Genomic DNA, 16248 nt, shown 5'->3' on the forward strand with positions numbered 1-16248 from the left:
TCCGACGAGAGGAGGGCCAGTCCGTGTGGATTGGCCCTCCTTTCGTCGCTGTAGGCTTGGTCGATGACACCAACGCGCCACTTCGACCAGTCGTCGAAGCTCAAGAACGTCCTGTACGAGATTCGCGGAAACGCCCTCGTCGAGGCGGCGCGCTTGGAGGCGGAGGGTCACAAGATCCTCAAGCTGAACACCGGCAATCCGGCGATCTTCGGCTTCGATGCCCCGCACCAGATCGTGCACGACATGCTCGCGGCGTTGCCGACCGCCCACGGCTACAGCGACAGCAAGGGCATCATCTCCGCCCGTCGCGCGGTCGTGAGCCGGTACGAGCAGATCGAGGGCTTCCCCCGCTTCGATCCCGATGACGTCTACCTCGGCAACGGGGTCTCCGAGCTCATCACCATGACGATGCAGGCCCTGCTGGACGAGGGCGACGAGGTCCTCATCCCGGCCCCCGACTATCCGCTGTGGACGGCGATGACCAGTCTCGCCGGCGGCACGCCCGTGCACTATCTGTGCGACGAGCAGGACGAGTGGCAGCCCGACCTCGAGGACATCCGCTCGAAGATCACCCCGCGCACCAAGGCGCTCGTCATCATCAACCCGAACAACCCGACCGGCGTCGTCTACTCGCGGGAGATCCTCGAGGGACTCGTGCAGATCGCCCGCGAGAACCAGCTCCTGCTGCTGTCGGACGAGATCTACGACCGCATCCTCTTCGACGAGGCGGTGCACATCCCGACCGCGACGCTCGCCCCGGACCTGCTGTGCCTGACGTTCAACGGACTGTCCAAGACCTACCGTGTCGCGGGCTATCGCTCCGGCTGGATGGTCATCACCGGCCCGCAGGACCACGCCAAGGGCTTCCTCGAGGGCATCACGCTGCTGGCGTCGACGCGCCTGTGCCCGAACGTCCCGGCGCAGCACGCGGTGCAGGCGGCGCTCTCGGGTGTGCAGTCCATCGACGCGCTGATCGCCCCGACCGGTCGGCTGCACGAGCAGCGCGACATCGCCTGGCAGGGCCTCGAGTCCATCCCGGGAGTCTCGTGCGTCAAGCCGCAGGGGGCGCTCTACGCGTTCCCGCGACTCGACCCGAACGTGCACGAGATCAGGGACGATGCGCGGCTGGTCTATGACCTGCTGGTCTCGGAGCACATCCTCGTGGTGCAGGGCACGGGCTTCAACTGGGCGACGCCGGACCATTTCCGCCTGGTGACCCTCCCCGAACCCCGAGTGCTGACCGAAGCCGTCGAGCGACTCGGGAACTTCCTCGCGAGCTACCGGCAGTAGCCGTCGGGCCGGCGTCGGGGGACAGGCTCTCCGCCAATCTCCGCACACCGGCGAGGAGCGGGGAGCGCGGCGTGACGTCGGCCATCGGCCGGGCGTGCAGCAGAGACGCGTCGGCCGCGCGCTGGTCGAACGGCAGGAACATGACGTCTCCGATGCCGGCGAACCGCTCCAGGGTGCGTCGCACCTGCCCGCGGGCGTCTATCCCGAGGGGCCCCGGGCGGACCTGGTTCACGACCACGACCACGGGTGTGGGCGCCGTGAGGCGGCGCAGCTCCGAGTGATCGCGGAGGAACCTGCTGATGCCCAGGGGATCCGCCGCGGCGACCGCGATGATCAGATCCGCCTCGCCGAGGGTCGTCGACGTCGCGGCATGACGTCGGGGGCCGGCCAGATCGTAGGTCACCTCGTCGTCGGCGTCGAAGGCGGCCGACACGTCGACGACGGTGTCCTCGGTCCACTCCCGACACGCTCGCAGCGTGGTGCGCAGGCGTGCTGAGGCCAGTTCCGGCCACCGGCTCGGGCGGTTGATGCCGGGGAGCACCTCGATGTCGGCACCCCCGCTCGTGACGGTGGCGGCCAACCGCGTCAGCTCCGCGCCGTCGAGCGCACCGCGCTCGGCTCGACGGCAGGCGGCCGCGACGCCCGGCGCGTCGTCGCTGAGTCCGAGCAGCAGCGCGAGCGCCGGAGCGACCGTGTCGGCATCGATCAGAGCCGTACGCCGCCCGGTCCGGGCGAGCTCGACCGCGAGCTGGATCGCGACGGTGGAACGACCGGGAGCGCCGTGCGGTCCCCAGACCGCGATGACGCGATGCGCCTCTCGCGGCGCCCCGCGGGGCGTGTCGGACGTGGTCGACGCCAGTGCGGCGGCGACCTCCCACCCGGCGGCCTCGGGTGGCAGGGGCGCGGAGAGTCCCAGCCGACCCAGCAGACGACTGTCCGCACCGCCGAGGGTGAGGATGCGGACCCCTGCGCGGTCGCACGCGGAGATCAGCTCGGCCGTGAGCACCGCGCGCGCGGCGGGGAGGACGATCGCCTCGGCGCCCGCCGGCAGCTCGAGGGTCGACGGGTCCGGGGCGAGGATGCCGACGACGCTGATGCCCTCGAGCTCGAGCTCGGCGGCGAGTTCACCCGCACGCGGCTGCGCGATCGCGACGACGACCGCCGTCATGACCCGCTCCCGACCGGGACCACGGAGAGCGCGGAGCCCCCGGTCACGGCGGCCAGTACATCGGCGACATCGCTCCGATCGATCACGACCTCCAGGCGGGTGCCCGAGTCGGCGAGCACACCTTCCGGTTCGAGCACGTCGCGCACGACGGCTTCCGGGACGAGGATGCGCGGGATGTCGTGCGACCTCCCGTCGTCGATCGGGGGCGCGTGCCACAGCTCGACCACGGTGCCCGCCTGCACGTCCTCGGGGATGCCCGTGCTGCTGTCGATGACGACGGTGGTGCTGCGGCTCCGCTCCGCATCGGTCAGCGCCGCGGCCGGCATGATCTCCCCTTTCGCGAGCGTGCGCGTGGCGATCTGGTCGGCCTTCAGATCTCCGGGGCCCAGATAGTCGGGGGCCAGCAGGCCCAGACCCACCTCGACCACCTGGAAGTCGTCGGAGGTCAGGGCCTCTCCCCGCACGATGGTGTGCGTGGCCTGAAGCACCGGCGCCGCGTCGTCGGCGGCCGTGACGATGAACCACACGGAGGTGATGGAGAGCGCGACGAGGGCGATGCCGATGAGGAAGCGGAGGTCGCCCCAGAGGGCGCGTCGAGGTCGGGAGAGGGATGCCATGGCGAACATCGTCACAGAGATCCGTCCCTCCCTCCCTGGGTTATCCACAGGGCCGGCACGGTGCCGCGACCGGGGAGCGACAATGGGGGCATGCCAGCCCCCTCCTCGCGCGCACCACGATTCCTCGCGCCCGCGCAGGTCGCCGAACTGCTCAGCATCGGCGTCGATGAGGTGGTCTCGCTCGTCCACGAGGGGCGGCTCCGCGGCGCACAGCTGGGATCGCCGCCGCGCTGGCGGGTGGAGGAGTCGAGCCTGGACGGATATCTGGCCGAGGAATCCGAGATCGCCCGGCGGATGGCCCTGTGGCGGGAATCGCACCTGGCGAGCTTCCCCGAGGTCTGGGGGACGTCGTCGGCTCACGGCATCTGATCGCTCGCGGTCCGCACCGCGACGAGCGATGAGAACGGGATGATGCGGAATCCCTGAACCGCCCCGGCCAGGCGGGGCTGCCCGGGATCGTGCACCGCAAGGTCGAGGTGATCGGCGGCGGCGCGATCGATCGTGCCGTGGACGTCGTCTCCGGCGTGCGTGCTGATGCGCACCGGGATGCGGCGTCGCGCGAGGTCGCGCAGGACGAAACCGAGCGTCATCCGCTCACGAAGGGACGGCGCGGCGGACGCCGGTTCGTCGAGGCTGGCGAGGATCATGCCGTGGTCCGCAGCGATGCCCGCGATCGCGCGGAGCGGGAGCAGCAGCGCCGAGGGAGCGACGTGAGCGCCGGCGGCACCACGGGAGGCGACGGCGAGCCAGTCCGCGCCCAGCGTCTGCAGGGTGACCGGCAGGCGCCGGCCGGTCCGCAGCTCGATCACGGCCTCTGCGCCGACGCCGCTGAGCATGCGCAGGCGCGCGCGGAGGTCGAGCCCCGCGATGCGCAGTCGTTCCGACTCGGCGTCGAGCACGGCGCGCTCGGCTTCCCACTCCGACGCCAGCTGGCCCTCGAGGTCTTCGAACAGTCGGTCCCAGTGCATCCGACCGAGCGTAAGCGACCCGGATCGCCGTGTACGAGTTATCCACATACTTCCCGGATCGCGCCACGGAGGCGGGAGCGGCGGTGGTGAACTGACGCCCTGCTGCCCGCCCCGACCCGAGAGTCCGCCATGATGCTTCACGAGTACTTCGCGCCCCAGCCGACATCGACCAGTGAGCTCCCCGATCCGGCGCCGCTGCTGCGGAGTCTCACTCAGGGAGTGCTCGAGGCCCTCGCCGGAGTGCGGGAGGTCGACCAGCTGGCCCGCTGGTTCAGCGAGGAGGCGTTCCGCAGCCTGGTCGTCCGGGCGAACCTCTCGGCCAGGGCTCGCAGCGCGCGGGGCATCGTGCCGGCGCGTCCGACGTTCGAGATCCGCTCGCTCCGGGTGACCGAGCCCCGCGACGGCGTGATCGAAGCCGTCGTGGTGGTGGCCGGTCCCGGACGCACGCGCGCGGTGGCCGTCCGACTGGACGGCATGGATCGTCGCTGGCGCGCGACCTCGCTGGCCATACTCTGACGGATCTGACCGTAGGCTGGAGGGGTGTCAACCCTCAGCGATCTCGCCCATGCCCAGGGCCTCCTGACCGACAGCGACGTCGAATGGCTCCACCGCCTCGCCGGTGACGGGCAGCTTCTCGCCGACCTCGCATCCGCCGACATCGTCATCTGGATACAGACCGACGACGGCTCCTTCATCGCGGTCGCCCACGCGCGACCGAGCGGGGCTGCGACACTCTTCTACCGCGACATCGTGGGGGAGCGGGTGCGACCGCAGTGGCGCACGCAGGTGCAGGGGGCGTTCGAGTCGGCGGAGATCGTCGACTCCTCGTCGCCGGACTGGTTCGAGGAGACGCCGACCCGGGTGCGCGCCGTGCCGATCGTGAGCGAGCGCCGCGGCGCCGACGGCACTCCCACCGTCATCGGAGTGGTCACTCGGCACACCAACCTCGGAGAGCTGCGCACCCCGTCCCGCCAGCAGATCACGTTCGACGAATGCGCGAACGACCTGTTCCGGATGATCGCGGACGGCAGCTTCCCCGATCTCGCAGCCCCGACCTCGCCGCGCCGCGGCGCGCCGCGGGCCTCGGACGGTCTGATTCGCATCGACGTCGACGGGATCAGCACGTTCGCCAGCCCGAACGCGCTCTCCGCCTTCAACCGGATGGGCTTCGACGACGAGCTCGAGGGGGAGTCCCTCGCCGAGGTCACGACCCGCCTCGTGCCGCCGTCGCGACAGGTCGACGAGTCGCTTCCTGTCGTGGTCACCGGCCGTGCGCCCTGGCGCACGGACATAGAAGCGCGGGGCGTCACGGTCTCCCTGCGCGCGATCCCGCTCAAGGACCACGGGACGCGCATCGGCGCCATCGTGCTGTGCCGCGACGTGTCGGAGCTGCGCCACCAGGAGCAGGAGCTCATCACCAAGGACGCGACGATCCGCGAGATCCACCACCGGGTGAAGAACAACCTCCAGACCGTGGCATCCCTGCTGCGGATCCAGGCCCGTCGCACGCACTCGGACGAGGCACGGGACGCGCTCACCCAGGCGATGCGCCGCGTCGACGCGATCGCGGTGGTGCACGACACGCTCGCGCAGGGGCTGACCCAGAAGGTCGATTTCGACGAGGTCTTCCACCGCGTGCTCAAGCTGGTCGCGGAGGTCGCCTCGGCGCCGAACACCCGCGCCCGGACGCAGTCGACGGGCCGCTTCGGCGTGCTTCCGAGCGAGTACGCGACGCCGCTCGCCCTCGCGCTCACGGAGGTCGTCACCAACGCCGTCGAGCACGGGCTGGCCGGTCAGGAGGGCGTCGTCACGATCGATGCCAAGCGCACCGAGGAGAACCTCCGGGTCACCGTGCGCGACACCGGCCTCGGTCTCCCCGAGGGGCGGATCGGCCAGGGGCTGGGAACGCAGATCATCCGCACGCTCATCCAGGGCGAGCTCGGCGGCACGATCGAGTGGCACGGCAGCGACGGCGAGGGCACCGAGGTGGTCATCGACATCCCGCTGCGCTGGCTGGAACGCTGAGCCGGAACGGGCCCGAGCACACGGAAGCGGCCTGAGAGTCTATCTCAGGCCGCTTCCGGAGGTTCAGGAGGCGCGGCGTGCGCGAGCGGCGCGGCGCTTCAGGGCGCGGCGCTCGTCTTCGGACAGGCCGCCCCAGACGCCCGAGTCCTGGCTGGTCTCGAGGGCGTACTGCAGGCAGATCTCGGTGACCGTGCAGGTGGCGCAGACGGTTTTCGCCTTCTCGATCTGATCGACGGCCGGGCCGGTGTTCCCCACGGGGAAGAAAAGCTCGGGGTCGACAGTCAGGCAGGCGGCCTTATCGCGCCAGTCCATGGGGGCTCCTCGGTGTGGATTTCAAGAGATGTCGCGATGCGACTTCTCGGATTCGGGTAGCTGATCGGGTTCGGCTACCCTTTTGAGATGCGGACGGATGCCCGCGAATTGTGATGCGAGTGCGAACACTCGCCCCACGCCGCTGTGGGAGCACATGACTTTCTCTATTCTGTTACATGAATACCCTGAAATCAAGGGTTTTCTTCTCCCTTCGATCACCAGGAGACACCGTGCGCGCACCTCGACTGGCCCTCGCCGCGGCAGCGGTGCTCGCTCTCGAGGGCGTCGCTCTCCTCGTCTTCGCGGGGATCGAGCTCATCGGTCTCGGCTCCGGTGACGCCGCCTCCCTGCCCACGGCGATCGCGCTGATCGTGCTCACGCTCGTCGGCGCCGCGGCGCTGCTGGCCTTCGCGTTCGGCACGCGTGTCGGACGCTCCTGGGCACGCTCGGGGGGAGTGGTCTTCCAGGTGCTCGCCGTCGCCCTCGCGCTGGCGTCGCTCACGCTGCAGCCCGTCTCGTGGCCGTTCACCCTCGGGGTCGGGCTTCCCGGCCTCCTGGGGTTCGCGCTGCTGATCTCGAGCGCGCGCCGGGAGGGCGGACGTCCCCAGGCGGAGTGATCCGCGCGGGGTTCCGACCGGGGCTCAGGCGTCGATGCCGAGCTGCTTGCGCAGCCGCGCGACGTGTCCGGTCGCCTTGACGTTGTAGAGCGCGATGCTGATCGTGCCCTCCTCGTCGAGGACGAACGTGGAGCGGATCACGCCCTCCACGACCTTGCCGTAGTTCATCTTCTCGCCCCACGCCCCGTACGCCGTGTGGATCGCGTGGTCGGGATCGCTCAGCAGCGGGAAGGTGAGTCCGTCGCGCTCGCGGAACTTCGCGAGCGTCGCGGGCTCGTCGCGGGAGATCCCGATGACGCGGTAGCCGGCCCCCTGGAGCGAGGAGATGCTGTCGCGGAAGTCGCAGGCCTCGGTGGTGCACCCCGGGGTCATCGCCGCCGGGTAGAAGTACAGTACCGTCTTCTGGCCACGCAGATCAGCGAGGCGGACGGTGTTCCCGTCCTGATCGAGGAGGGAGAAGTCGGGGGCTGCGGTTCCGGGTTCCAGGCGCTGAGTCACGCGTCCAGCCTATCGGCCGGGGGCCTGCTCCGCCTTGTCGGCGAACGTCTGCAGCAGGCGCTGCAGCGAGTCGAGTCGCGCGCGGCCGGTCTCGCCCAGCTCACCGTTCTCGGCCGCCTCGATGAGGGCGCAGTCGGGGGCGTCCGCCAGGTGCGTGCAGCCGCGGGGGCAGTTCTCGGCGATGGCGGCGAGCTCCGTGAACGCGGCGAGGATGTTGGCCGGATCGACGTGCCCGAGTCCGAAGGAGCGCACACCCGGGGTGTCGATCACCCAGCCGGTCCCGTCGGGGCCCTCGTAGCGCAGCGAGACCGTCGAGGAGGACGTGTGGCGGCCGCGACCGGTGACCTGGTTCACATGTCCGGTGGCGCGACCGGCCGTCGGGACGAGTGCGTTGACCAGCGTGGACTTGCCGACTCCGGAGTGGCCGACGAACACGGTGGAGTGGCCGACGAGCGCCGCCCCGATCTCCTCGACCGGCATCTCCTCCTGGGCGCTGGTGAACACCCGCAGGTCGAGGCCGTCGAAGTGGGTGAGGAACTCCGTCGGGTCCGCGATGTCGGTCTTGGTGACGACGAGGAGGGGGCGGATGCCGGCGTCGAGCGCGGCCACGAGGTACCGGTCGACGAGGCGGGCGCGAGGCTCGGGATCGGCCGCGGCGACGACGACGAGCATCTGGTCCGCGTTGGCGACGATGACCCGCTCCACCTGATCGGTGTCGTCGGCGCTGCGACGGAGGAGGGAGGTGCGCTCGACGATGCCGACGATGCGGGCCAGGGTCCCCTCGTCTCCGGAGGTGTCGCCGACCACGCGCGCCTGGTCGCCGGTCACGATCGGCATGCGCCGCAGTTCGCGCGCCCTGGTCGTCGTGATCATCCGCTCGTCGGGGGTGTCCTCGTCGATGAGCACCGAGTACCGGCCGCGGTCCACGCCGAGGACTCGCCCGATCTGCGCGTCGTCGTGGGCGGGCCGGCGCTTGGTGCGCGGTCGGTTCGCCTTCGGATTGGGGCGCGTCCTGATGCTGCTCTCGTCGTAGTCCTCGAAGTCGTCGTCGAGGTCGTCGGTGTCGTCGAGCCAGCTCATCCGTCAGCCTCGCAGCATCCGCTCCCAGAGCATCGTGAACTCCGGGAGGGTTTTCGCGGTGGTGCCGATGTCGTCGATCTCGACGCCGGGGACGCGCAGTCCGATGAGCGCTCCGGTCGTGGCCATGCGGTGATCGTGGTGCGCGGCCCAGCCGCCGCCGTGCAGGGGGCGCGGGATGATGCGGAGCCCGTCCGGCAGCTCCTCGGCTTCGCCGCCGAGCGCACGGATGTTCCCGATCAGGGCCGCGATCCGGTCGGTCTCGTGCAGCCGGATGTGTCCGATCCCACGGATGGTGGTCGGCGAGTCCGCGAACGCCGCCAGCCCGACGAGGGTCGGGGTCAGCTCGCTCGCCGCCGAGAGGTCGAGGTCGAGTCCGCGGATGCCGGAGCCCGCGCGCACCGTGAGGGTGCCGCCGTGCCGGCCGACGTGCGCACCGGCGGCCTGGAGGATGTCGGGGAGCAGGGCGCCGGGCTGCGTGGAGTGCGCCGGCCACCCGGTGATCGACACCGAGCCCCCGGCGACGAGCGCGGCCGCGAGGAACGGGGCTGCATTCGACAGATCGGGCTCGATCGCGATCTCCTTGGCGCGCGGGACGCCGGCCTCGACCAGCCACTCGCCGACGGCGGGCCGTTCGATCCGGATGCCGCGACGGCTCAGCGCCTCGATCGTCATGTCGATGTGCGGGAGGCTCGGCAGGTGCTCGCCGACGTGCACGAGGTGCAAGCCGACGTCGAACCGGGGAGCGGCCAGGAGCAGGCCGGAGACGAACTGGCTCGATGCGGAGGCGTCGATCTCGACGCGGCCTCCGCGGATGCGGCCGTGGCCGCGGATGGTGAAGGGGAGCGCCCAGGTGCCCTCGTCGTCGATGTCGACGCCGAGATCGCGGAGGGCGCTGATCAGCCCGCCCATCGGACGGTGAAGCGCCGTCTCGTGCGCGGTGAGGTGCACGTCGCGCTCCGCCAGGCCGGCCAGCGGGGCGATGAAGCGCATCACGGTGCCGGCCTGACCGCAGTCGATCGTCGTGCCGCCGCGGAGCTTCGCGGGGGTGATCACGAGGTCGGGGCCGAACTCGTGACCGGCATCGACCTCCTCGATGCCGACGCCGAGAGCGCGCAGCGCATCGACCATGCGAGCGGAGTCGTCGGAGTGCAGCGGGGCGATCAGCCGGCCGGGACCGTCGGCGATCGCCGCGATGATCAGCTCGCGATTGGTCAGCGATTTCGAACCGGGGATCGTGAGCTCCGCGTGCACGGGCACGTCGGTCGAGGGCGCGGGATAGGCGCCCTGCACACGGGAGGGGGAATACCTGTCAGCGCTCATCGGTTCTCACCTTAGTAAACGCGGGAAGCTTCGACGTGAAAGACGGGGCTCCTGACCCGAAGGAGAGAGAATGCCGGCGACGTTGGAGCGCGAGGTGATCGACATCCGCGGCCTAGACTGGCCGGTGATGGATGACACCGCAACCGCAGACACCGTCAGCGACCCTCGGCGCGAGTTCGAGGAGCAGGCGATCCCCTTCATGGATCAGCTCTACGCCGCTGCGATGCGTATGACGCGCAATCCGGCGGACGCCGCCGATCTCGTGCAGGAGACCTTCGTGAAGGCGTACGGATCCTGGTCCACGTTCTCGCAGGGCACGAACCTCAAGGCGTGGCTGTACCGGATCCTCACCAACACGTACATCAACATCTATCGCAAGCGGCAGCGCGAGCCGTTCCAGGGCACGATCGACGAACTCGAGGACTGGCAGCTCGGCGGGGCGGAGTCCACGACCGCGTCGCACAGCCGTTCGGCCGAGGCCGAGGCGATCGATCGGATGCCGGCCTCGGTCGTCAAGGACGCGCTGCAGGCCGTGCCGGAGGACTTCCGGCTCGCGGTGTACCTCGCCGATGTCGAGGGCTTCGCGTACCAGGAGATCGCCGACATCATGAAGACCCCCATCGGCACCGTGATGAGCCGCCTGCATCGTGGCAGGCGGATGCTGCGGGAGCTGCTGGCAGATTACGCCGCCGAGCGGGGCATCGCCGCGGCTGAGACGAGGAGCAAGAAATGAGCGACTGCGGCTGCGACAAAGCCCGTTCGGATCTGGAGGAGTACCTCCGCAACGAGGTGTGCAAGACCGAGCACACCGAGATCCGCGAGCATCTCGAGCACTGCCCGTCCTGCCGTGACGAGGCCCTCGTGGCGACGACCCTCACCGAGGTCATCGCCCGCGCCTGCAAGGAGACCGCTCCCGAGGAGCTGCGCGACCAGGTCTTCGCGCGTCTGCGCGCCGTCCAGGCGACGCAGCACTGACCTTCGTCGGAGCCCGTCGGTAGGCTGGAGCGATGAGCTTCCCCGACGCGCGCGACGTGCCCGCAGACACCACCTCGACGGAACGACTGGCCGCCTCCGGGCTCGACTATCGCGTCGTCGATCTGAGCGATGACGCGAGCGCCGTGCCGTTCCTGCGCGCGGTGGACCGGGGCTTCCTCGGAGCCGAGCCGAGCGAGGAGATCGTCGCGCAGGTCCGGAAGACGTTCGCCGCCCGCCGCAACATCGGCGTGTACGAGCAGAACGCACCGGCGGCCGCACGTCCCGTCGCGACCACCAACGGCTGGGTGACTCCGCTCACCCTCCCGGGCGGCGGCGAGATCGGAATGTGGGCGATCAGCGTCGTTACGGTCGCGGCGACGCACCGACGTCGCGGCATCGCCCGCGCGCTGCTCGAGGGCGAGCTGCGGGCTGCCGCATCCGCCGGCGTGCCCGTCGCGGGGCTCACGGTCTCCGAGGCGACCATCTACGGCCGCTACGGCTTCGGCTCCGCGATCCCCGTCGCCCGCCTCACGGTGGACACCCGCCGCGCGGGCTGGGGCGGGGCGACGCCCTCCGGTCGCCTCGAGTACGTCGACCGCGAGACGCTCGCGGCAGACCTCGGCACCGTCCACGAAGGAGCCCGGCTGCGCGCCTCCGGACAGATCCCCGGATGGCAGGGGCGCTGGGAGGGCTACGCGGGAGTGTCGCCCACCCCTGACCGGGACCAGGCCAGGGGAGTGCGCTATCTCGACGACGACGGGGTGCTGCGCGGCGTCCTGGCCTACACGGTCGGAGAGGCGAGCGGCACGTTCCGGTTCCGGATGGACGTCCGGCTGCTCGTCACCGAGACCGTCGAGGCGCGGATCGCGCTCTGGCGCTTCGCGCTGCAGCACGATCTCGTCGACGAGGTGGTCGCCGACCTGCGACCGCTGGACGACCCGCTGCCGTGGCTGGTGCACGACACCCGAGGCGTGAAGCAGGAGGTGCATGACCACGGCTGGCTGCGGATCCTCGACCTCCCGACGGCGCTCTCGGCGCGGCGCTACTCGGCACCCCTCGACACGGTCCTCCGCGTCGAGGACTCCCTGGGCTTCGCCGCCGGAGACTGGCGACTCCGCGTCGACGACTCCGGTGTGGCCACGGTCGAGGAGGCGGCCGGCGCTGCGGTGGACATCACTCTCGATGTGTCGGCGCTCTCCTCGCTGTACGCGGGCGGCGTGCGGGCCTCGACGCTGCACGGGGCGGGGCGCATCACGGCCGATGCCGCGGACGTGGAGGCGCTCGACCGCGCCCTGATCGCGTTCCCCGCACCCTCGCTGGACATCTGGTACTGAGCGGTCGGTGCCCGCCGCGCGTCGGCGACCACGCACGTCCGACGAAACGCAGCCTCGCGCCTCCGCGCGGGGCTGCTTTCGTGTGCGCATCAAATAACTAGAAACCTCTTTACTAGAAAGAGCCTTTACTATAACCTCGCCTTCAGAGCGGACGCCTGTCCGCCCTGCTCGACTTCCGCAATGAAGCTCTTGAGACGAGGTTCCCATGCACGACAACCGCTGGAGGAAGACCCTTCCTCTCGTCGCCGGTGCCGCAGCACTCGCCCTGGCATTGGCCGGCTGCACACCCGGTGGCAGCTCATCCGGTGGTGATCGCCCGCTCCGCATGTGGTCAGGGTCGATGACTCCGATCACGAACAACTTCAACCCGTTCGCGGTCGACACGGCGACGCACATGACCTTCGGGGCCATCTACGAGCCGCTGTTCTTCTTCAACCAGCTCTCGGATGAGGCCCCCGTCGGGATGCTCGGCGACTCGTACGCGTTCAACGAGGACGGGACGGTGCTGACGATCACGATCAAGCCCGACCTGAAGTGGAGCGACGGCGAGGACCTCACGGCCGAAGACGTCGCGTTCAGCCTCGGCTACGGCTCGAACCTCGATCCCGACATGGTCTCCGCGGACGCGACCGACGACACCACCGTCGTCGTCACGTACTCCTCGGCCAAGTTCACGGCCACCTCGCTGATCCTCGGCTCCACCTGGATCATCCCGAAGCACATCTGGTCCGAGATCGACGACTACATGACGGAGACGAACCCGAAGCCCATCGGCTCCGGACCGTACACGCTCAAGTCGTTCACCGACGCCGCGTACACCCTGGAGGCGAACCCGCTCTTCCGCGACGGGGCGCCGGAGATCAAGGAGGTGCAGGACATCGGCATCGACTCCAACCAGTCCTCCGAGGACCTGCTGAAGACCGGCAAGCTCGACTGGGTCGGCCAGTTCATCGCGAACCCCGACGGCGTCACGGCCAACGGGAAGATCAGCACGATGAACCAGCAGCAGGATCCGACCGTGATCATGACGTGCTCCGACACCTCGATGGGGTGCGCGGGCGCGCAGACCGACCCGGCCGTCCGTCAGGCCCTCAACGTCGCGATCGACCGCAGCGCCATCAGCAGCAAGGCGTTCGCCGGTCTCTCCGGCGAGGCCTCGCCCAGCTTCGCGCTGCTGCCGCGGGACGAGAAGTGGCTGAGCGACGAGTCGCTGGCGGTCAGCCCGCAGTCCGCGGACGCCGCGTCCGCGGAGGGCATCCTCGAAGCCGCCGGCTACACCAAGGGCGATGACGGCTTCTACGGCAAGGACGGCACGGCCATCGAGCTCGACCTGTTCTCGCCCGACGGCTGGACCGACTACAACGACGCCGCCAAGCTCATCAGCGCACAGGCGGCGAAGGCCGGCATCCGCGTCAACGCACGGACGGTGTCCGAGGCCGAGTACTGGACGCCGATCTCGACCGGTGAGTTCCAGCTCGCGCTCTACGGCATCACGCAGTCGCTGGTGGCCGATCCCTACTCCAACTACGACCAGTACTTCACCACGACGGCGAGTGCGAAGGTCGGTGCGGAGCCCACCAAGGGGCAGAACTACGCGCGGTACACCAACCCGATCGTCGACGACGCCGTGAAGAAGGCGGGCGCGACGCAGGACGAGGCGATCAAGAAGCAGGCGTATGCGACGGTGCAGACCGAGATCGCCCGCGACCTGCCGTACATCCCGGTGGTTCTGAACGCGTCCCAGTCGTTCTTCAACACGGCGGACTTCACCGGCTGGCCCAGCGAGGACGACATGTACGCGGCTCCGCTGCCGTACCTGTCGACCGCATCGGCGGTCATCCTCACCCACCTGCGCCCCGTGAAGAAGTAAGGCCGGCACCCATGGTTCGATCCAGCGAGAGGAGAGGCTCGTGAAGTTCTGGATGCGCCGCGTCGCGTTCTACATCATCACGCTGTGGGCCGCGATCTCCCTCAACTTCCTGCTCCCGCGTCTGCTTCCGGGCGACCCCGCCGCGATCATGCTGGGCAAGCTCCGGCGTGCGAACGGAGGCAGGCCGCTGTCGGAGGAGACGATCAAGGCGATCACCTCGATCCTCGGAGCGGAGAAGGGATCGACACTGTGGGATCAGTACCTCGCCTACTGGGGCCGGTTGCTGCACGGTGATCTCGGGGTCTCCTCGACCCGATACCCGGCCCCGGTTGGCGAGCTCATCGCCGCGGCTCTGCCGTGGACGGTGACGCTCGTCGGAGCAGCCACCATCATCTCGTTCGTCCTCGGGATCATCGCCGGCGCGTGGGTCGGCTGGTTCCGGGGCACGTGGGTCGACCAGCTCGTGCCGGTCACCACGTTCCTCCAGTCGATCCCGTACTTCTGGCTCGCGCTCGTGCTGGTCGCGGTGTTCTCCGTGCAGTTGGGGTTGTTGCCCATCATCGGCGGGTACGACGTGTTCGAGTTCCCGGCAGGGCCGGAGTGGACGCCCGCGTTCTTCGCCAGCGCCTTCGTGCATGCCCTGCTGCCCGCCGCGACGATCGTGATCTCGTCGGTCGGCGGGTGGCTGCTGGGGATGCGGAACATGATGGTGCAGACGATGGCGGAGGACTACGTGCTCACCGCCGAGGCCAAGGGGCTCCGTCCCTCCCGCATCCGCACGGCCTACGCGGCGCGCAACGCGTCGATCCCCAGCCTCGCCGGCTTCGGGATCGCGCTCGGCTTCGTGGTGGCGGGCTCGATCGTGACGGAGCAGGTGTTCAGCTATCCGGGTCTCGGCAAGCTCATGATCCAGTCCGTCCAGGGCCTCGACTACGCCCTGATGCAGGGGGTGTTCCTCGTCATCACGCTCACCGTGCTGGCAGCCAACTTCCTCATCGACCTTCTCTATGGCTTCATCGACCCGAGGGTGCGCCGCGATGGCTGATCTGATCGTCTCTCCGTCCGAGTCCACGCATGCGGTGGCCGTCGCCAGGACGGCGCGTCTGCGCGGTGGATTCCCGCGTCTGTCCGGGAAGCTGCTCACCGGCCTGATCCTGTTGAGCGCGATCGTGCTCTTCGGACTGATCGGACCGCTGCTGCTCGGCGACCCCCGCGATGCGAGCTTCGAGCCGCTGCTGCCGCCGGGGCCCGACCACCTGCTCGGCACGACCAAGCTCGGCTTCGATGTGCTCTCCCAGGTCGCGACCGGGACGCAGGGCTCGCTGTTCGTCGGCGCGGTCGCCGGTGTCGTGGCCCTGTTCCTGGCTCTGGTGTTCGGCGTCCTCGCCGGTTACTTCGGGGGCGCCCTCGACGAGACGCTGATGCTGGCCACGAACATCATGCTCGTGATCCCCGGCCTGCCCCTCGTGATGGTGATCGCGGCCTATGTGCAGCACACGGAGGGGCTCGGCGACCTCGCTCGCAGCTCCCTGCTCGTGGCGCTCGTGCTCGGCATCACCGGCTGGGCGGGTTCCGCCGTGGTGCTCCGCGGGACCGCCCGGTCCCTGCGCACCAGGGACTACGTCGCGGCGTCCGTCGTCGCGGGGGAGCGTCCGCTGCGGGTCATCTTCGTCGAGATCCTCCCGAACCTCGTGCCGCTGCTCGCGGCTCAGCTGATCTTCGGCGTGATCTTCGCCGTGCTCGGTGAGGCGGGGCTCTCCTACCTGGGACTCGGCCCGACCGGTTCCATCACGCTCGGCACCGTGCTGAACGATGCGCAGACCGGGCAGGCCGTCGGCAGCGGTGCCTGGTGGTGGTTCGTGCCTCCCGGCCTGATCATCGCCCTCATCGGGACCGCGCTGTCTCTGATCAACTTCGCGATCGACGAGATCGTGAATCCGAAGCTGCGCCTGGCACCGGTGGCCGCTCGACGGCAGCGCCGTGCGCGCCGTGCCGGCCGCGGTGTCGGGGGAGAGGGAGCGGTCGCATGACCGAGAAGACGGCAGTGCTGACGGCGCGGAATGTGTCGATCGAGTATGAGGTGGATCCGCCGGTGAAGGCGGTGCGGGATGTGTCGTTGACGTTGAATCGTGGGGAGATTCTGGGGTTGGCGGGGGAGTCGGGGTGTGGGAAGA

Annotated in this window: 19 protein-coding genes; 12 read left to right on the forward strand and 7 right to left on the reverse strand. The window is 69.7% G+C overall.

Features of this window, described 5'->3' with window-relative positions; translation table 11 throughout:
• Nucleotides 1-63 precede the first annotated feature (63 nt).
• On the forward strand, nt 64-1290 hold the full coding sequence (locus tag AC07VM_RS18805; protein WP_267417969.1) for a pyridoxal phosphate-dependent aminotransferase: 1227 nt from the start codon (nt 64-66) through the stop codon (nt 1288-1290).
• Here AC07VM_RS18805 and AC07VM_RS18810 read toward each other — a convergent pair.
• On the reverse strand, nt 1181-2458 hold the full coding sequence (locus AC07VM_RS18810; protein ID WP_494912755.1) for a CpaE/TadZ family protein: 1278 nt from the start codon (nt 2456-2458) through the stop codon (nt 1181-1183). The two genes, AC07VM_RS18805 and AC07VM_RS18810, sit on opposite strands and share 110 nt — an antisense overlap.
• Complete coding sequence (locus tag AC07VM_RS18815; RefSeq protein WP_494912757.1) at nt 2455-3075, reverse strand: SAF domain-containing protein; 621 nt, start codon at nt 3073-3075, stop codon at nt 2455-2457. Before AC07VM_RS18815 ends, AC07VM_RS18810 begins: the two co-directional genes overlap by 4 nt.
• Nucleotides 3076-3165: 90 nt before the next feature.
• On the opposite strand from AC07VM_RS18815, the gene AC07VM_RS18820 reads away from it, so the two are divergent.
• Nucleotides 3166-3444 carry a helix-turn-helix domain-containing protein gene (locus AC07VM_RS18820; protein WP_494912759.1) on the forward strand — a complete coding sequence of 93 codons (279 nt, stop codon included), beginning with the start codon at nt 3166-3168 and terminating at the stop codon, nt 3442-3444.
• Here AC07VM_RS18820 and AC07VM_RS18825 read toward each other — a convergent pair.
• Entirely contained in the window at nt 3432-4043 is a 612-nt protein-coding gene (locus tag AC07VM_RS18825; protein WP_494912760.1) for a hypothetical protein, read from the reverse strand. The genes AC07VM_RS18820 and AC07VM_RS18825 overlap by 13 nt on opposite strands.
• A gap of 129 nt (nt 4044-4172) precedes the next feature.
• On the opposite strand from AC07VM_RS18825, the gene AC07VM_RS18830 reads away from it, so the two are divergent.
• Both AC07VM_RS18830 and AC07VM_RS18835 read left to right on the forward strand, forming a co-directional pair.
• On the forward strand, nt 4173-4559 hold the full coding sequence (locus tag AC07VM_RS18830; protein WP_267417975.1) for an Rv3235 family protein: 387 nt from the start codon (nt 4173-4175) through the stop codon (nt 4557-4559).
• A gap of 24 nt (nt 4560-4583) precedes the next feature.
• Nucleotides 4584-6068, forward strand: a complete 1485-nt coding sequence (locus AC07VM_RS18835) for a sensor histidine kinase (protein WP_267417977.1) — start codon at nt 4584-4586, stop codon at nt 6066-6068.
• Nucleotides 6069-6131: 63 nt separating this feature from the next.
• Here the strand turns inward: AC07VM_RS18835 and AC07VM_RS18840 are convergent, their stop codons facing one another.
• Complete coding sequence (locus tag AC07VM_RS18840) at nt 6132-6380, reverse strand: WhiB family transcriptional regulator (protein WP_017203224.1); 249 nt, start codon at nt 6378-6380, stop codon at nt 6132-6134.
• Between the two features lie 230 nt (nt 6381-6610).
• On the opposite strand from AC07VM_RS18840, the gene AC07VM_RS18845 reads away from it, so the two are divergent.
• Complete coding sequence (locus tag AC07VM_RS18845) at nt 6611-6997, forward strand: hypothetical protein (RefSeq protein ID WP_494912763.1); 387 nt, start codon at nt 6611-6613, stop codon at nt 6995-6997.
• A 24-nt stretch (nt 6998-7021) separates the two neighbouring features.
• Here AC07VM_RS18845 and bcp read toward each other — a convergent pair whose 3' ends face one another.
• The 3 genes from bcp to aroA are packed head-to-tail and all read right to left on the reverse strand — an operon-like array spanning nt 7022 to nt 9895.
• Nucleotides 7022-7495: a thioredoxin-dependent thiol peroxidase gene (gene bcp / locus AC07VM_RS18850; protein WP_494912764.1), complete on the reverse strand. Its 474-nt coding sequence runs from the start codon at nt 7493-7495 to the stop codon at nt 7022-7024.
• 9 nt (nt 7496-7504) lie between these two features.
• On the reverse strand, nt 7505-8575 hold the full coding sequence (gene rsgA, locus AC07VM_RS18855; protein WP_267417982.1) for a ribosome small subunit-dependent GTPase A: 1071 nt from the start codon (nt 8573-8575) through the stop codon (nt 7505-7507).
• Between the two features lie 3 nt (nt 8576-8578).
• Nucleotides 8579-9895: a 3-phosphoshikimate 1-carboxyvinyltransferase gene (aroA, locus tag AC07VM_RS18860; protein ID WP_494912765.1), complete on the reverse strand. Its 1317-nt coding sequence runs from the start codon at nt 9893-9895 to the stop codon at nt 8579-8581.
• A gap of 70 nt (nt 9896-9965) precedes the next feature.
• On the opposite strand from aroA, the gene AC07VM_RS18865 reads away from it, so the two are divergent.
• From AC07VM_RS18865 to AC07VM_RS18895, 7 genes are all read left to right on the forward strand, one after another.
• Entirely contained in the window at nt 9966-10628 is a 663-nt protein-coding gene (locus AC07VM_RS18865; RefSeq protein ID WP_416383335.1) for a sigma-70 family RNA polymerase sigma factor, read from the forward strand.
• Complete coding sequence (locus AC07VM_RS18870) at nt 10625-10870, forward strand: zf-HC2 domain-containing protein (protein WP_267417987.1); 246 nt, start codon at nt 10625-10627, stop codon at nt 10868-10870. The genes AC07VM_RS18865 and AC07VM_RS18870 overlap by 4 nt, the downstream gene beginning before the upstream one ends.
• A 32-nt stretch (nt 10871-10902) precedes the next feature.
• On the forward strand, nt 10903-12204 hold the full coding sequence (locus AC07VM_RS18875) for a GNAT family N-acetyltransferase (protein ID WP_494912767.1): 1302 nt from the start codon (nt 10903-10905) through the stop codon (nt 12202-12204).
• 205 nt (nt 12205-12409) lie between these two features.
• Nucleotides 12410-14074 (forward strand): ABC transporter substrate-binding protein, encoded by a 1665-nt coding sequence (locus tag AC07VM_RS18880; RefSeq protein ID WP_267417989.1) that lies wholly within the window; start codon nt 12410-12412, stop codon nt 14072-14074.
• A 40-nt stretch (nt 14075-14114) separates the two neighbouring features.
• Entirely contained in the window at nt 14115-15119 is a 1005-nt protein-coding gene (locus AC07VM_RS18885) for an ABC transporter permease (RefSeq protein ID WP_267417991.1), read from the forward strand.
• Entirely contained in the window at nt 15112-16104 is a 993-nt protein-coding gene (locus tag AC07VM_RS18890; protein WP_267417992.1) for an ABC transporter permease, read from the forward strand. The genes AC07VM_RS18885 and AC07VM_RS18890 overlap by 8 nt, the downstream gene beginning before the upstream one ends.
• Nucleotides 16101-16248, forward strand: a 148-nt coding sequence (locus AC07VM_RS18895) for an ATP-binding cassette domain-containing protein (RefSeq protein ID WP_494912774.1), incomplete at its 3' end; no start/stop codon positions are given. The genes AC07VM_RS18890 and AC07VM_RS18895, both read left to right, overlap by 4 nt.

The sequence above is a fragment of the Microbacterium sp. GW821-FHT01D02 genome, assembly GCF_059422585.1.

Excerpts from the sequence above, each read along its gene's own strand:
- AC07VM_RS18805 (WP_267417969.1), top strand. The coding sequence starts at position 64 with ATGACACCAACGCGCCACTTCGACCAGTCGTCGAAGCTCAAGAACGTC.
- AC07VM_RS18810 (WP_494912755.1), bottom strand. The coding sequence starts at position 2,458 with ATGACGGCGGTCGTCGTCGCGATCGCGCAGCCGCGTGCGGGTGAACTC.
- AC07VM_RS18815 (WP_494912757.1), bottom strand. The coding sequence starts at position 3,075 with ATGGCATCCCTCTCCCGACCTCGACGCGCCCTCTGGGGCGACCTCCGC.
- AC07VM_RS18820 (WP_494912759.1), top strand. The coding sequence starts at position 3,166 with ATGCCAGCCCCCTCCTCGCGCGCACCACGATTCCTCGCGCCCGCGCAG.
- AC07VM_RS18825 (WP_494912760.1), bottom strand. The coding sequence starts at position 4,043 with ATGCACTGGGACCGACTGTTCGAAGACCTCGAGGGCCAGCTGGCGTCG.
- AC07VM_RS18830 (WP_267417975.1), top strand. The coding sequence starts at position 4,173 with ATGATGCTTCACGAGTACTTCGCGCCCCAGCCGACATCGACCAGTGAG.
- AC07VM_RS18840 (WP_017203224.1), bottom strand. The coding sequence starts at position 6,380 with ATGGACTGGCGCGATAAGGCCGCCTGCCTGACTGTCGACCCCGAGCTT.
- rsgA (WP_267417982.1), bottom strand. The coding sequence starts at position 8,575 with ATGAGCTGGCTCGACGACACCGACGACCTCGACGACGACTTCGAGGAC.
- aroA (WP_494912765.1), bottom strand. The coding sequence starts at position 9,895 with ATGAGCGCTGACAGGTATTCCCCCTCCCGTGTGCAGGGCGCCTATCCC.
- AC07VM_RS18865 (WP_416383335.1), top strand. The coding sequence starts at position 9,966 with ATGCCGGCGACGTTGGAGCGCGAGGTGATCGACATCCGCGGCCTAGAC.
- AC07VM_RS18870 (WP_267417987.1), top strand. The coding sequence starts at position 10,625 with ATGAGCGACTGCGGCTGCGACAAAGCCCGTTCGGATCTGGAGGAGTAC.
- AC07VM_RS18875 (WP_494912767.1), top strand. The coding sequence starts at position 10,903 with ATGAGCTTCCCCGACGCGCGCGACGTGCCCGCAGACACCACCTCGACG.
- AC07VM_RS18880 (WP_267417989.1), top strand. The coding sequence starts at position 12,410 with ATGCACGACAACCGCTGGAGGAAGACCCTTCCTCTCGTCGCCGGTGCC.
- AC07VM_RS18890 (WP_267417992.1), top strand. The coding sequence starts at position 15,112 with ATGGCTGATCTGATCGTCTCTCCGTCCGAGTCCACGCATGCGGTGGCC.